Origin of the sequence: Thalassobaculum sp., assembly GCF_040219615.1 — a bacterium.
Taxonomy (GTDB): domain Bacteria; phylum Pseudomonadota; class Alphaproteobacteria; order Thalassobaculales; family Thalassobaculaceae; genus Thalassobaculum_A.
In genome coordinates, this window is record NZ_JAVJSE010000044.1 from 1 (window position 1) to 14392 (window position 14392).

Sequence of the window (14392 nt, forward strand, 5' to 3'; positions counted from 1 at the left end):
ATCTCGGTCGGCAACCTGTTCCTCGGCGCGATCCTGCCGGGCCTGCTGCTGTCGTGCCTGTACTTCGCCTACATCCTGGTGGTGTCGTCGCTGAAGCCGCACTGGGCGCCGTCGCTGTCCGACGACGTCGGCCCGGACTCCACCGTCGGCCTGCTGCTCATGCTGCTGAAGGGCTTCCTGCCGCCGGTGTTCCTGATCACCCTGGTGCTGGGATCCATCTTCGCCGGCTGGGCGACCCCGACCGAGGCGGCGGGCGTCGGCGGCTTCGGCTCGCTGGTCCTGGCCCTGGTGAACGGCAAGCTGAAGTGGGACGTCGTCAGGGACGTGTGCGAGCGCACCGCCCTGACCACCGGCATGATCTTCTTCATCTTCATGGGCGCGACGGCGTTCTCCTACGTGTTCCGGTCGCTCGGCGGCGAGGACATCATCATCGAGCTGATCGAGCATCTCGGCCTCGAGGCCTGGGGGCTGCTGTTCGTGCTGATGGGGACGATCTTCGTTCTCGGGTTCTTCTTCGACTGGATCGAGATCACCCTGATCGTGCTGCCGGTGTTCACCCCGATCGTGGAGCTGATGGACTTCGGCAGCCATGTCGAGGGCCGGGACATCGTCTACTGGTTCGCCATCCTGGTGGCGGTCAACCTGCAGACCTCGTTCCTCACACCGCCCTTCGGCTTCGCGCTGTTCTATCTGAAGGGGGTGTCGCCGAACTCGGTGAAGATCCAGAACATCTACCGGGGCATCATCCCGTTCGTCGCCCTGCAGGTGATGGGGCTGGTGGCCTGCATGATCTGGCCGGAGATCACCCTCTGGCTGCCGAAGCTGGTTCTGGACTGACGGTCCGGCCCGATACCCAAGAAACGGCAAGGGCCGCTCCGGATGGAGCGGCCCTTCGCCTGTCAGGCACCCCGGTGCCGGCTACCGGTCGCCGGGCGCCAACGGCACGACGCGCTGGAGGTAACCGTCGTAGTCGGTCTCCGTCGGCGCGTAGTCGGCGTCGAACAGCGGGCTGGTGATCAGGAAGTCGGCGGTGCTGCGATTGCAGGCCAGCACGATGTTGTAGACGCTCGACAGCCGGACCAGTGCCTTCACGTCGACGTCGTGCGGCATCGCCGACATCGGGTCGGCGAAGAACACCAGCACGTCGATCGCGCCGTCGGCGATCAGCGCGCCCATCTGCTGGTCACCGCCGAGCGGCCCGCTCTTCAGGCGCGTGACCGGCAGGCCGGTGCGCTCGGCGACCAGTGCGCCGGTGGTCCCGGTCGCCCACAGCTCGTGCCCGGCCAGCCGGTCGCGATGGGTGGCGACCCAGTCCAGCAGTTCGGCCTTCTTGGCGTCGTGGGCCACCAGGCCGATACGCTTGCGCCGACGCATGAAGCGGCGCTCCCGGCTCAGCGGATGAAGCGGTCGACGAAGTCGGCGCCCAGCCCGTTCTCGGTGTAGTGCCTGCGGCACATGTCGAGCTTGGCGAACACGTCCTCGAAGCCGGTGCAGCGCCCCTGCTCGTCAACGTAGTACATGCAGCCGGAGATGTTGAAGAAGGTGATCATCTCCTCGCAATCCTCGTCGACCACCAGGGTGTGGGTCTCGCCCGGCGGCTCGAACACGTAGGAGCCCTCGGTCGCGATCCAGTCGTGCTCAAGGTAGCGCCACTGGCCCTTCAGCACGAAGCCGTGGACCGGTGCGGGATGCAGGTGTCGGCTCAGCACGCCCGACTTGCGGACCCGCAGCAGGTTGCACCAGCCACCGTTCAGGGTGTTCAGCATCAGCGGCCGGAACCAGACGTTCGGCGCCTGCGGGACCCAGACCCGCTCGTCGTCGGGGATCGCCACCTCGACGATCTCCAGCGGCGACAGCGGATGGGTGGAGGCCGGGCGTTCCCGGTCGGCGACGCGCGCGCGCATGGCGAGCTCCCTGGCAAATTCTGTCGGCCGCACCATACGCCGGGGCATCCCGGCTGTCATGGCCGGCTCCGGCAGCGCGCTAGTTCCCGGCCAGCAACGCCCGCACCGCGTCGGCCCGCGGGATCGGGGCCACGGCGCCATAGCCGGTGGTGGTCAACGCCGCGGCCGCGTTGGCGTAGCGCGCGGCCTCGACCGGGTCGTCGCCGGCGGCCAGCCGGGCCAGGAACGCACCGTCGAAGGTGTCGCCGGCACCGGTCGCGTCGATCGCGTCGACCCGGTTGGGCGCCAGCCGCCGGCGCTCCTTCGCGGTCGCCACCAGCACTCCCTCGGCCCCCAGCTTCAGGGCCACGATCCGCGGTCCGCGCCGCAGATAGGCATCGGCGATGGCGTCCGGATCGTCCAGCCCGGTCAGGATCCGCGAGTCGTCGACCGACGGCAGCGCGACGGTGCAGCGCTCGATCGCCCCGTGCATCACCGCGCGGGCCCGCTCCAGCGACCACAGCTTGAGCCGGAGGTTGGTGTCGTAGGCGACCTCGCAGCCGGCCTCGCGGGCCGCCTCGATCAGTCGGAATCCGGCATCGCACGGCCCCTCGCCCACCGCCTGGCTGATTCCCGACAGTTGCACGATCCGGATCCGCGGCAGCAGGTCGAGCGGCAGGTCCGCCGGCGTGTAGCGGCTGGCGGCCGAGCCGGTACGGTAGTAGGCGAAGTCGCGGCCGGCCGGGCTCGGCGTGATGATGTACAGGCCGGTCGGGGCGCCGGCGTCGGTCCGGACCGCGGAATCGTCGACCCTCTCGGCCCGCCACAGGGCCCGCAGCTCGCGGCCGAAGCTGTCGTCGCCGACCGCCGAGATATAGGCCGTCCGCGCGCCCTGGCGGGCGGCGGCGATGGCGCAGTTAGAAGTGTCGCCGCCATAGCCCGGCCGGTAGGACGGCGGCTCGCCGTCGCGTTCGACCCGGGTCAACTCCATGAGCGGTTCGCCGAAACAGGCGAGGTCGATGTCGCGTGTGGTCATGGCCGGAAGGTGAACGACCCGACGGAAACCGGCAAGCGGGAACGCCGCCTGGCCGTCGGCAGGGACTGTTGCCCGGGCCACTGCCCCTGCTAGTGTGATGATCATACCTCTTCGGCCGACCGGCCAGCGAACCCCTACTGCGACCCCCCACTGCGAACCGCAGGGACATGGGTACCGAAAACAAGGGACGGAAACGATGACCGAGATCTCGGCGGCGGACCTCGACCGCCTCACCGCCTGGGACACCCCGACCATCTGCAACGCGCTCGAACTCACCAACCCCGAGCGGCGGGCGACCGGCTTCACCACCGGCCAGATGGTCTGCGCCTTCCCGGAGCTGAAGCCGATCTGCGGCTTCGCCCGCACCGCCACCATCCGCGCCGTGGCGCCGGCGGTGCGCAGCGCCGCCCAGAACCTGGCCACCCGGCAGGCCTACTACGAATACGTCGCCGCCAGGCCCGGCCCGACCGTGGTGGTGATCCAGGACCTCGACCCGGAGCCCGGCTTCGGTGCCTTCTGGGGCGAGGTCAACACCGCGATCCACAAGGGTCTGGGCGCGCTCGGCGTGGTCACCAACGGCTCGATCCGCGACCTCGACGCCTGTGCCCCTGGCTTCCAGCTGGTGGCCGGCAGGATCGGCCCGAGCCATGCCCACGTTCATCTGGTCGACCACGGCGGCCAGGTGAACCTGTACGGCATGGTCGTGAACGACGGCGACATCGTGCACGCCGACCGGCACGGCGCGGTGGTCGTCCCGCGCGACTCCGTAAAGAGCCTGCCGGACGCCGTGGCCCTGCTGACCCGCCGCGAGGCGGTGATCCTGGATGCCGCCCGTGCACCCGACTTCAACATCGACAAGCTGAAGGCGGCCATGGGCAAGTCGGCCGAAATCCACTGACCGCGCGCGGGCCCGCACCATGGCGAGCAACAGGAAGAAGGTCCTGGTCCTCGGAACGCTGCATCCCGACGGCATGGCCCTGCTCGAGGGCCGGGACGACGTAGAGTTCGAGGTGATCGAGGACATCTCCGAGGAGAATCTGCTGCGGCACGCGCCCGGCACCCACGGCATTGCCGTCCGGGTCGCCCGGATCACGCGTTCGATCATCGAGGCGGCCGGCTGCCTGGAGGTCGTCTCGCGGCACGGCGTCGGCTACGACTCGGTCGACGTCGCCGCCTGCACCGACAACGGCGTCCGGCTGGCGATCGCCCCCCGGTCCAACGCCCCGTCGGTCGCCGAGCAGGCGATGATGTTCCTGCTGGCGCTGGCCAAGCAGGTCGCGGTCTACGACCCGCTGGTCCGGCGCGGCGACTGGGACAAGCGCTTCCGGACCCAGGCGATCGACCTGGACGGGCGGACGCTGCTGGTCGTCGGGCTCGGCCGCATCGGCTCCCGGGTGGTCCGTCGCGCCCGGGCGTTCGACATGCGGGTGCTCGGCTACGACCCCTACGTCGCGCCCGATGCGATCCGGGCCATGGGCGCCGAGCCGGTCGCCGACTACCGGGCGGTGCTCGGCGACGTCGACGCACTGACGGTGCACTGCCCGCGCAACGACGAGACGCTCGGCATGATCGGCGCCGCCGAGCTGGCGGCCCTGCGGCCGGGCGCCCTGGTGGTGAACTGCGCCCGCGGCGGCCTGGTCGACGAGGCCGCCCTGGTCGCGGCGATCCGGTCCGGCCACATCGCCGGCGCCGGGGTGGACGTGTTCGACGTCGAGCCGCCGGCGGCCGACCATCCGTTCTTCCAGGAGCCCCGGATCCTGATGACGCCGCATTCCGCCGGCGCCAGTCTGGAATCCCTGAAGCGGGCGGCGGTGCAGACCGTCGAGAACATCCTGGCCACCTTCGACGGCACCCTGGATCCCGCCGTCGTCGTCAACAAAGCGGTCCTGCAACGGACCGAAGCGAGCTGAGAGGAAACGCTCATGGACAGCCGACTGCACAAGGTCTGGAACGAGGGCAAGGGCGCATTGAACGGCTGGCTCTCGATCCCGTCGACCGTGACCGCCGAGTTCATGGCCATGCAGGACTTCGACAGCCTGACCGTCGACCTGCAGCACGGCCTGGTGGACTACCAGACCGCGCTCACCCTGTTCCAGGCGGTCCAGGGCTGGGGCCGCACCCCGATGGCCCGGGTGCCTTGGAACGAGCCCGGCATCATCATGAAGCTGCTGGACGCCGGCGCGCTCGGCATCATCTGCCCGATGATCAATACCGCCGAGGACGCCAAGCGCTTCGTCGGCGCCTGCCTGTACCATCCGGCCGGCTACCGCTCGACCGGGCCGACCCGGGCCGGGCTGCTGTATCCGGACTACTTCCCGAACGCCAACAAGACCATCGTCAGCATGGCGATGATCGAGACCGTCCAGGCCATCGAGAACGCCGACGCGATCTGCGCCACCCCCGGCCTGAGCGGCATCTATGTCGGCCCGAGCGACCTCGCGGTGTCCATGGGCAAGAGCCCCGGCATGGATTCTACCGATCCCGCGGTGGTGGCGAACATCGACAAGGCCCTGGCCGCCGCCAAGAAGGCCGGCATCAAGGCCGGCATCCACTGCATGGCGCCGAGCTATCTGCGCAAGATGGTCGAGAAGGGTTTCGACTTCGTCACCCTCAGCTCGGACGTCCGGATGTTCGTCTCGTCCGCGTCGGGCGACGTCAAGGCGTACCGCGACCTCGAGGCCGGTCGATGACCGGCATCCGGCATGAGGGCGGCGAGGCCTTCGTGCCGCCGGCGGCAATGGAGGCGCTCGGCCGCGCGATCTTCGCCCGGGCCGGTTGCTCGCCCGAGGAGGCCGACCGGATCTCCCGGCGGCTGACCGGTGCCAACCTGCGCGGCCACGACAGCCACGGCGTGATCCGCATCCCGCGCTATGTCGAATGGGCCCAGACCGGCCGGCAGGTCCCGAACCAGACGATCTCGATCATCCTGGACCAGCCGAGCTTCGCGATCATCGACGGCAACTACGGCTTCGGCCAGTCGATCGGCGAGCAGACCGTCGACGTCGGAATCGCCAAGGCCAAGCAGCACGGCGTGGCCGTCACCGCCCTGCGCAATTCCGGCCATCTCGGCCGGATCGGCGACTGGGCGGAACGCTGCGCCGCCCAGAACGTCGTATCGATCCACATGGTCAACGTCCGTGGCTCGCTGATCGTCGCCCCCTATGGCGCGGTCGGGCGGCGCATGGGCACCTCGCCGTTCTGCGCCGGCATCCCGGTGGCCGGGGGCGAGCCGGTGATCCTCGACTTCGCGACCTCGCTGGTTGCCGAGGGCAAGGCCCTGGTGGCGTTCAAGGGCGGCAAGCCGCTGCCGCCCGGCTCGCTGGTCGACGCCGACGGCAAGCTGACCGCCGACCCGCACCCCTTGTACGGCGACGTCCCGGCCGGCGGCTATCCCGACCCGAACAACGGTCCCGGCGCCCTGCGCGCGTTCGGCGACCACAAGGGCTCCGGCCTGAACTTCCTGATGGAGATGATGGCGGGGGCGCTCGGCGGCTCCGGCACCGCCGGCGCGCTCGGCGAGGAAAACCGCCGCCGGTTCTGCAACGGCATGTTCTCGTTCTACGTGGACGTGGCCGCCTTCGACACCGGCAACGCCTTCGCCGACGAGGTGAAGAGCTATGTCGAGTTCGTGAAGTCGGCCAAGCCGGCCACCGCCGACGGCAAGGTCCTGGTGCCCGGCGAGAAGGAGCGCGCGACCCTGGCCGAGCGCACGGCCGGTGGCCTGCCGCTGGCCGAGGAAGCCTGGTCCGACATCGTCGACACCGCCCGCAGGCTCGCGATCCCGGAGGCCGAGATAGCGAGCCTGATCGGCGGCAAACCGTAGGGGCGCGCCGCCCGGGGTTCATCGGAACGCCCTCGACCGTCGCGGGTTTCCCTGGCGGAGCCCGGCCTGCCCGGGCGGCGAGGGATGGACCGATGACACCACGCGCAGTGACCCTGATCGTGAATCCGGCGGCCGGCAGCCTGCTGGACAGCGGCATCACGCCCGAGAGTATCGCAGACCGGATCGCGGCACTCGGCTTCGAGGTCGAGTTGCTGACCGGCCCGCCCGACGGTCTGCCCGGATTCATCGAGACCGCCCTAGACCGCCCGGCCGAACTGGTCGCGGTCGCGGGCGGCGACGGGACCATCAACACCGCGGCCGCGGCGCTTGCCGGCAGCGACAAGATCCTGATGCCGATCCCGGCCGGCACGCTCAATCACCTGTCCCGCGACCTCGGCATCCCGGCCGACATCGACGGGGCGGTCGCGGCGATGCGCCATGGACGGCCGGCCCGGGTGGATGTCGGCGAGGTCGACGGCCACCTGTTCCTGTGCAGCTCGGTGATCGGCTTCCCGTCCCGCATCGGTGGGCAACGCGAGCACTGGCGCGGCCGCCTGAACCCGATCCGCTGGATCCGGGTGATCGCCAAGAATCTCTCGACCCTGTCCCGGGACGGGCGCCTGGCCATCCGGCTGCCGGATGCCGGGGTGGCCCCCTTCCGCAGCCGGCACCTGATGGTCGCGGTCGGTGGCTACGACGAGGCGCCGGGCCGGCTGTTCACAAGGTCGCGGCTCGATACCGGGGCATTCGAGGTGTATGCCATGCCCCGCCCGACCCCGTCGGGACTGCTGCTGACCTTCCTGCGCGCACTGGCCGGCCGCTGGCGCCGGTCGCCGGAGCTGAAGACTGCGAAGGCCGCCACCGTCGAGGTGAGCAGCAGCCGATCGAAGCTGCGGGTGATGAACGACGGCGAGTTGCTGCTGCTCGAGCCGCCCCTTACCTACTCGATCCGACCGGCCGGCCTGCGCGTGCTGCGGGCCGCCGCCGAGACCGAGACCGACGTCCCCACCGCTGCGGCATGATCCGCCTGGCCCATCTGACCGACCTGCATTTCGGCCGCGTCGACCGCCGGCTGGTCGAGCCGCTGCGCGAGGCCCTGGCCGAGGCGCGCCCCGATGTCGTGGTGATCAGCGGCGACCTCACCATGCGGGCCCGCGAGCGTGAGTTCCTTGCGGCCGCGGAGTTCGTCGGGTCCCTGCAGGCCCCGTGCTTCCTGGTACCCGGCAACCACGACATCCCCGGCGGCCATGTCGTCGAACGCCTGGTCGATCCGTTCCGGCGCTGGCGCCGGCACTTCGGCCCGGACCTGGAGCCGACCATGGTGGACGACCGGGTGGCGCTGATCGGCGTCAACTCGGTCCGGCGGGCGTCGTGGCGGCTGAACTGGTCGCATGGCCGGATCGGCCGCCGGCACCTGGCCCGGATCGAGGACCGGCTGGATGGCCTGCCCGACGCCGTCACTCGGGTGGTGGTCTGCCATCATCCGTTTTTCGCCCCCGACCCGAAGCTGCGGCACAAGGTGCTCAGGCGCTCGGACGATGCCCTGCGGGCGTTCCGCCGGCACGGCGTCCGTCTGGTCCTCGCCGGCCACCTGCACCGGGCCTTCGTGCACGACCTCTCGGACGAGGCCGGCGGCTCCCCGATGCTCGTGGTCCACGGCGGAACCTCGTTCTCGACACGGCTGCGCGGCGAAGCCAACGCCTACAACCTGATCGAGATCACGGACGACGGCGCCCTGCGCCTGGATGCCCGGGTGTGGACCGGCGATCGCTGGGTCGAGGGCAGCCCGCCCGTGCTACGGATCGGAGGCAGGCCCGGTCAGTCGCCGGTCCCCGGCACGTAACGCCGCTCCTCGGCGTAATATTCCTCGAAGCCGACGGTCTCGTAGAGCTCCTCGAACGGCATCAGCCGGTCGGGCCCGGGATGGCCGCCGCCGGCCATCAGAGCGAGCGCGTCGCGCATGGCGCGCAGCGACGCGTTCAGGAGAGTCAGGCCGAACAGCGCCAGGTCGTAGCCCAGATCCTCGGCCTGCCTGGGCGACAGCAGCGGCCGGTCCGGCTTCTCGACCTGCGCCAGCATGGTCGGCACCGTCAGCCGGCGGTTCAGCTCGGCCATCTCGGCCTCGGACTGCGGCCCCTCGAAATACACGATGTCGGCGCCGAGATCCGCGAATGCCTCGGCCCGCCACAGCGCCTCCTCGAAGCCCTCGGGCCCGCGGCTGTCGGTCCGGCCGATCACCAGGATGTCGCCGCCGGTCGCCTGGATCTCCGCGCGCGCGTCGAGCGCCGCCCGCAGCCGCGTCAGCGACTCCTCCCGCGAGACCACGGCGAGTCCGTGCGCGTATCCGCAGCGCTTGGGATAGACCTGATCCTCGATCATCGTGCAGGCGAAGCCGGCCCGGTTATAGCCGTGGACCGTGCGCTTCACGTTCACCGGGTTGCCGAAGCCGGTATCGCCGTCGCCGATTACCGGGATATGGACGGCCTGGCAGATCCGGCGGCCCTGGGCGACCATCTCCTCGAACGAGATCAGCCCGGCATCCGGCAGGGCCAGCTGGGTCGCCGACACCGCATAGCCGCTCATGAACGCGACCTCGAAGCCGGCGCGCTCGATCAGCCGGGCGGACATGGCATCGAAGCAGCTGGGCACCACCGTCAGGCCCGGCCGGGTCAGCAGGGCGCGCAGCTTCGGCGCATGGGTAGACATGGGTCGTCTCCTCGGTTCCGGCGGACTTCGCCGCCGCTTTCCAGCAGCTTAGCGCGAACACCCGGATCTCCGCAGCGTCGCGGCGGCTCAGAGGTCCGGCGCCCGCGCGAAGGCCGTCCCGACCGCCCGCACCAGGGCCTCCGGCAGGTCGCAGCCCCAGCAGTCGGCCAGGTAGCGCCGGAAGTCGTAGATCGTGACCGCCGGGCAGACCTCGAACTCCAGGAGCAGCGGGTCGCCGGCGGTCGCGACCCGGATATCGAGCGAGAACACGTCGCGCAGCCCGATCCCCTTAGCGAGCCGCCGCGCCATCCCGGCGATGCGGTCGGCCAGCGCCGGGTCTTCCGCCGTCAGGTCGACCATGCGCGGCACGAAGGCCGCCGACCCGGCCCGGGACGCCGATGCAGCGCCCTCGGTGTCGGCGGTCCCGGACAGGGTGCGGTTGTCGGCCATGGTCAGGAACGCGCCGCCGACCTCGCCGCCGCCGGTCTCCAGCCGGTATATCCCCAGCCGCCGCAGGGCCGGGTCCGGCTCCACCGCGATATAGGAGACCCGGACGTCGAAGCCGGGAACATAGGGCTGGACCACCGCGTCGTCGCGATAGCGGGCATAGATACGCCGCGACAAGTCGGCGGCCCGGTCCAGGTCCTCGACCCGCGAGTCGGCCCAGATGCCGAGCTTGGCCCCGAGGGTATTGGGCTTCACGAACCATGGCCCGTCGCCGGGCGGCGGGTCGCCGAGCCAGCTGCCGTCGCGCAGCAGGCCGGTCACCGGCACCGGCACCCCAAGCGCGGCCGCCGCGGCCCCGCATTTGAACTTGTCCTGGGCCAGGTGCTGGACCGCCGCCGACGCCCCGAACAGGCGCGCCCCAAGCAGCCGGGCGAGCGCCGAGGCATGGCTGCCGCGGTAGTAGCGGATGCCGTCGGTGACACCCCAGACGACCGTCTCGGCCGGACGCTCGCGCAGCCAGTCCAGCCAGGCCTCCGGCCCGGTCGGGTCGCCGAACCGGACCTCGAACCCGGCCGCCGCCATCGCCTCGCGGACCGGCGCCTCGAAGGCGGCCAGGTCGGTCGCCTGGCTGAGATAGGCGGCGATCTCGCCCGCCACATCCGCCTGGAAGCCGGCGGCGACCAGACGCGCGGCGCAGCCGGCCTCGCGCTCGGCCAGGACCAGCAGCCGGCGGCTCACGCCCGCTTCCCGCGTCTGTAGGCCGCGATCAGCTCCACCAGCCGCGGCCGGTCGAACACCCCGAAATGGCTCGGGAACACCCGGGTCGCCGGCAGTTCGGCGAGCCGGGCATGGGTGGCCAGCAGGTCCGGGACCGACGCCCCCGGCACATCGTCGAACAGCTCGCCCTCGTAGATCGCGTCGGCGGCGAACAGGAAGCCGGTCGCCTCCTCGAACAGGCAGAGATGGCCGGGCGAGTGGCCGGGGGTATGCAGCACCGTCAGCGACCGGCCGCCGAGCTCGATGCGGCCGCCCTCACCCACCGCCCGGGCCGGCATCGGCGGCAGCCGCCAGCCCTCGGCGTCGAACCCGCCGGGCACCGGGTCGAAGGCCAGGGCGTCGTAGTCGCGCAGGAACGGCCAGCTCTGCACGGCGTCCGGCGTCGGGTCGGCCAGGATCGCCGCCTCCAGCGGATGCACCAGACGGTCGGCGAACTGGTGCAGGCCGCCGACATGGTCGAAATGGGTGTGGCTGGCGACCGCGACGATCGGCCGGTCGAACAGCGCTGGGACATGCTCCCGCAGCGGCACGAGCCCCCAGCCGGCGTCCAGCACCAGCCGGCGGTCGCCGCCGTCGACCACCCAGATGGCTCCGCGGCAGTACGGGCGGGCGTACAGCTCCTCGATCCGCCACACGCCGTCCCCGTGGTCCTCGACCCGGATCGTCCCGTCGTCCTGCGCCTGCATCGCCTCCTCCAGCGGTCGGCGCGATGCTATCAGCCGGCGACCCGTGCCAGGTAGTTCCCTCCGAGGATGCCGACGATCTCGGCCTCGACGAAGCCGACCGCTTCCAGTGCCGAGACCAGGTCTCCGAGCTGTTCGGGCTGCAGGAAGCTCCAGGGCGGCGGCGGATAGCCCCGGGGCCAGGTCGCTCGGCTGCGGTGGAAGAAGCCGAAGTCGCTGCCCTCGAGATACATGAAGTCGACCCCGAGCCCGACCCGCCCGGCCCCCGCGATCCCGGCGACATGCGCGATGTGGCGGGCCATCTCGGTCGGGATCCGGTCGCCCTCGGCACCGAGGAAGAACCCGACGCCGTTGATGCCCACATAACCGTCGCGGTCGGCGGCCGCGCGGATCTGCCCGTCGGTGATGTTGCGCTCGTGCTCGAACAGCGCGCGGGCGTTGGAGTGCGAGAACAGCGGCGGCCGCCGCAGGTCCATCGCCAGCACGTCCATGCTCGTGCGCTCGCCGCAGTGGCTGATGTCGACCCGCATGCCGACCGCGTCCATGCGTTCGACCAGCCGGCGACCGGCGGCGGACAGCCCGGCGTTGCGCGGTTCGTGGCAGCCGTCGGCGAAGGCGTTGGCAGCGTTGTAGGCGAGGATGGCGCGCCGGATGCCGGCCGCGAAGAACGCGTCGACCAGATCCAGGTCGCCCAGAAAAGGCGTCGCGGTCTGGAAGTGGAACGAGACCGACAATCGGCCGTCCGCCCGTGCCGCCCCGATCCCGTCGCGGTCATGCGCGACCGGGATGCCCGCCGCCTGCAGCTGGGCGCGCAGCCAGCCGAGGGTTAACAGCGCCTCGCGGGCATCCTCCCCGGCCGCCGCCACCGTCAGCGACACGTGGTCGTAGCCGGACCGCCCCTGCCGGCCGAGATACGCCCCGAGGTCGGCGTCCGGCGGCAGGAAAGGCCGGGTCCAGGGCAGCAGCCCGTCGCAGATCGTCGCCCCGGCGAGCCACGGCCGCTCCGCCCGCCAGGCGGGCACGGCGGCCATCACAGGCCCCAGGCGGCGCGCACCCGCTCGCGGATACCCGTCAGGCGGTCGACCGGCTCGTTGGCGAACACGAAGCGCAGATAGCGGCCGGCATGGCCGTCGGCGCCCCAGCCGGTCATCGGTGTGGCGGCGATCCGGCCCTTCTCGAACAGTCGGGCCGAGGCGTCTGCGGGCGCCATGCCGAGAGCGGCCGTGTCGATCAGCAGCGACCATCCGCCGTCGGGCCGGACTACCGGCAGGTCGGCCATTTCGGCCAGGATCACGTCGCGCCGGCGTCGCCACTCGGCGGTCGCCGCCGCGACACCGTCGTCGGCCGCCGTCAGGGCCGCCGCCGCCCCGGGCATGGCGATGCCGACCTGGCAGACCACGTTGCTGAGGCTGACCAGGCCGACGTCGTTCATCACGGCCTTCGGCCCGACGATCCAGCCGACCCGCCAGCCGATCATCCGGTACTCCTTCGACACGCTGCCGACAGTGACCGTGCGCTCGGCCAGACCGTCGAGGCTCGCCGGGTGCAGCACCGGGCGGTCGGTGTACAGAATCCGCTCCATGGCGGCGTCGTGCACGACCCAGGCGCCGGTGCGATCGACCAAGTCGGCAATCGCCCGCCACTCATCGGCGGTGTGCACCACGCCGCTCGGCATCGACGGGCTCATGGTCAGCACCGCCCGGGTGCGGTCCGATTCGGCCTCGCGCAGGCGATCCAGGTCGAGCCGCCAGCCGCCGTCCACGACCCGCAGCGGCACCAGTTTCGGCACCCCGCCGGCCAGCCGGATGCGGTTCAGCAGCCCGGCATAGGCGGGGTCGGTGATCACCACCTCGTCGCCCGGCTCCAGGATCGCCAGCAGCACGTTGAGAATCCCCGACAGGCCGCCGGCCGAGACCACGCACTGGCTCTCCCAGTCGTAGCTCACCCCGGTGGTGGCCGTCAGCCGGGCGGCGGCCGCCCGCCGCAGCGGCGCGATCCCCAGGAACGGCAGGTAGCTGTTGGCGTCGTCGCGGGTGACTGCGGCCAGGGTCGCGGCGATCGCCTCGCGCGGCGGCGGAATGTCGGTGTCCAGGTTCTCCAGGCGCAGCATCCGGCCGTCGCCGGCGGCGTCCGCAGCGTTGCCCATCCGGTCGACGCCGATGCCGGGGATCTCAGCGAGCCGAGAAATTGTCATCGGTTTTTCCATATTGGATCCAATCTTGAGAACTCGGATACAACACCCTACCCTTCCGGGCAACGATTCGATCGACGGGAACGCACATGACAGTCCAGGGACCGGCGGACCGCGCTTCCGCCACCCCACGCCGCAGCGGCGACCAGGTGGCGGCGCTGACGGCGGAGCTGCGGGCACAGATCATTTCCGGCGAACTGCGCCCCGGCGAGCCGTTGCGCCAGGAACTGCTGGCCGACCGGTTCGCGACCAGTCGGATGCCGATCCGCGAGGCGCTGCGTGTACTGGAGAGCGAGGGATTGGTGGTGCTGGTGCCGCATAAGGGCGCCGCCGTCGCCCCGCTGGATCCGGCCGAGTTGAAGGAGGTCTACGAGATGCGGGTGGCGGCCGAGACCCTGGCCCTGCGCCGCACCATCCCCGAGCTGTCGAACGCCCAGATCGACCGGGCCGAGCGAATTCAGGACCGCGCGGAGGCGGCGGGCATGGCCGGGTTCGGTGCGCTGAACCGGCTGTTCCACACGACGCTGTACGCGCCCTGCGGCCGGCCCCGGCTGCTGGCGCACATCGCCGGCCTGATCGACGTCGCGGACCGGTACCTGACCTTCACCGCCGGCGCGCTCGACTACCGGGACCGCTCGCACCGCGAGCACCGGGCGCTGCTGGCGGCCTGCCGGCGGCGCGACGAGGCCACGGCTGTCGACCTGCTGGGCCGGCACATCGCCGAGGCCGGCGAGACCCTGCTGCGCTATCTCCAGGAGTCACCGCGGACCGGTCGCGGCGACTGAGAGGCTGAAACGCAAAACCCCCGCGCCGAGGGCGCGGGGGCTTGCCGAACCTTCCGGGCGT

16 protein-coding genes are annotated in these 14392 nt (G+C 71.2%); 8 read left to right on the forward strand and 8 right to left on the reverse strand.

Features of this window, described 5'->3' with window-relative positions:
• The coding region (locus RIC31_RS26510; RefSeq protein WP_350115579.1) for a TRAP transporter large permease at positions 1 to 837 on the forward strand (837 nt) is incomplete at its 5' end.
• An 81-nt stretch (positions 838 to 918) separates the two neighbouring features.
• Here the strand turns inward: RIC31_RS26510 and RIC31_RS26515 are convergent.
• The 3 genes from RIC31_RS26515 to RIC31_RS26525 form a co-directional block, all read right to left on the reverse strand.
• Entirely contained in the window at positions 919 to 1374 is a 456-nt protein-coding gene (locus tag RIC31_RS26515; protein ID WP_350115582.1) for a methylglyoxal synthase, read from the reverse strand.
• A gap of 17 nt (positions 1375 to 1391) precedes the next feature.
• On the reverse strand, positions 1392 to 1904 hold the full coding sequence (locus RIC31_RS26520) for a 2,4'-dihydroxyacetophenone dioxygenase family protein (RefSeq protein WP_350115583.1): 513 nt from the start codon (positions 1902 to 1904) through the stop codon (positions 1392 to 1394).
• A gap of 79 nt (positions 1905 to 1983) precedes the next feature.
• Positions 1984 to 2919, reverse strand: coding sequence for a sugar kinase (locus tag RIC31_RS26525; protein ID WP_350115586.1), 936 nt, complete (start codon positions 2917 to 2919; stop codon positions 1984 to 1986).
• A 196-nt stretch (positions 2920 to 3115) separates the two neighbouring features.
• Here RIC31_RS26525 and RIC31_RS26530 point away from each other — a divergent pair, with 196 nt between their 5' ends.
• The 6 genes from RIC31_RS26530 to RIC31_RS26555 all read left to right on the forward strand — a co-directional run bounded on the left by RIC31_RS26530 (position 3116) and on the right by RIC31_RS26555 (position 8585).
• A complete protein-coding gene (locus RIC31_RS26530) occupies positions 3116 to 3817 on the forward strand; it encodes an RraA family protein (protein WP_350115588.1) in 702 nt (233 codons plus the stop codon).
• Between the two features lie 19 nt (positions 3818 to 3836).
• The gene (locus RIC31_RS26535; RefSeq protein WP_350115591.1) at positions 3837 to 4829 is read left to right on the forward strand and encodes a hydroxyacid dehydrogenase; all 993 of its coding nucleotides are present in this window, start codon (positions 3837 to 3839) and stop codon (positions 4827 to 4829) included.
• A 12-nt stretch (positions 4830 to 4841) separates the two neighbouring features.
• Positions 4842 to 5609: an HpcH/HpaI aldolase family protein gene (locus RIC31_RS26540; protein WP_350115594.1), complete on the forward strand. Its 768-nt coding sequence runs from the start codon at positions 4842 to 4844 to the stop codon at positions 5607 to 5609.
• On the forward strand, positions 5606 to 6742 hold the full coding sequence (locus RIC31_RS26545; RefSeq protein ID WP_350115596.1) for a malate/lactate/ureidoglycolate dehydrogenase: 1137 nt from the start codon (positions 5606 to 5608) through the stop codon (positions 6740 to 6742). The genes RIC31_RS26540 and RIC31_RS26545 overlap by 4 nt, the downstream gene beginning before the upstream one ends.
• Positions 6743 to 6834: 92 nt before the next feature.
• On the forward strand, positions 6835 to 7764 hold the full coding sequence (locus RIC31_RS26550; protein ID WP_350115598.1) for a diacylglycerol/lipid kinase family protein: 930 nt from the start codon (positions 6835 to 6837) through the stop codon (positions 7762 to 7764).
• Entirely contained in the window at positions 7761 to 8585 is an 825-nt protein-coding gene (locus RIC31_RS26555) for a metallophosphoesterase family protein (protein ID WP_350115601.1), read from the forward strand. Before RIC31_RS26550 ends, RIC31_RS26555 begins: the two co-directional genes overlap by 4 nt.
• On the opposite strand, the gene RIC31_RS26560 is transcribed toward RIC31_RS26555, so the two are convergent.
• From RIC31_RS26560 to RIC31_RS26580, 5 genes are all read right to left on the reverse strand, one after another.
• A complete protein-coding gene (locus RIC31_RS26560) occupies positions 8561 to 9448 on the reverse strand; it encodes an isocitrate lyase/PEP mutase family protein (RefSeq protein ID WP_350115604.1) in 888 nt (295 codons plus the stop codon). The two genes, RIC31_RS26555 and RIC31_RS26560, sit on opposite strands and share 25 nt — an antisense overlap.
• An 87-nt stretch (positions 9449 to 9535) precedes the next feature.
• Positions 9536 to 10633, reverse strand: coding sequence for a hypothetical protein (locus RIC31_RS26565; protein ID WP_350115607.1), 1098 nt, complete (start codon positions 10631 to 10633; stop codon positions 9536 to 9538).
• A complete protein-coding gene (locus RIC31_RS26570; RefSeq protein ID WP_350115610.1) occupies positions 10630 to 11358 on the reverse strand; it encodes an MBL fold metallo-hydrolase in 729 nt (242 codons plus the stop codon). Before RIC31_RS26570 ends, RIC31_RS26565 begins: the two co-directional genes overlap by 4 nt.
• A 29-nt stretch (positions 11359 to 11387) precedes the next feature.
• On the reverse strand, positions 11388 to 12386 hold the full coding sequence (locus tag RIC31_RS26575) for a dipeptidase (RefSeq protein WP_350115613.1): 999 nt from the start codon (positions 12384 to 12386) through the stop codon (positions 11388 to 11390).
• Positions 12386 to 13549 carry a pyridoxal phosphate-dependent aminotransferase gene (locus RIC31_RS26580; protein ID WP_350115616.1) on the reverse strand — a complete coding sequence of 388 codons (1164 nt, stop codon included), beginning with the start codon at positions 13547 to 13549 and terminating at the stop codon, positions 12386 to 12388. The genes RIC31_RS26575 and RIC31_RS26580 overlap by 1 nt, the downstream gene beginning before the upstream one ends.
• Positions 13550 to 13635: 86 nt before the next feature.
• Between RIC31_RS26580 and RIC31_RS26585 the strand changes: the two genes are divergently transcribed.
• Complete coding sequence (locus tag RIC31_RS26585) at positions 13636 to 14331, forward strand: GntR family transcriptional regulator (protein WP_350115619.1); 696 nt, start codon at positions 13636 to 13638, stop codon at positions 14329 to 14331.
• Positions 14332 to 14392 lie beyond the last annotated feature (61 nt).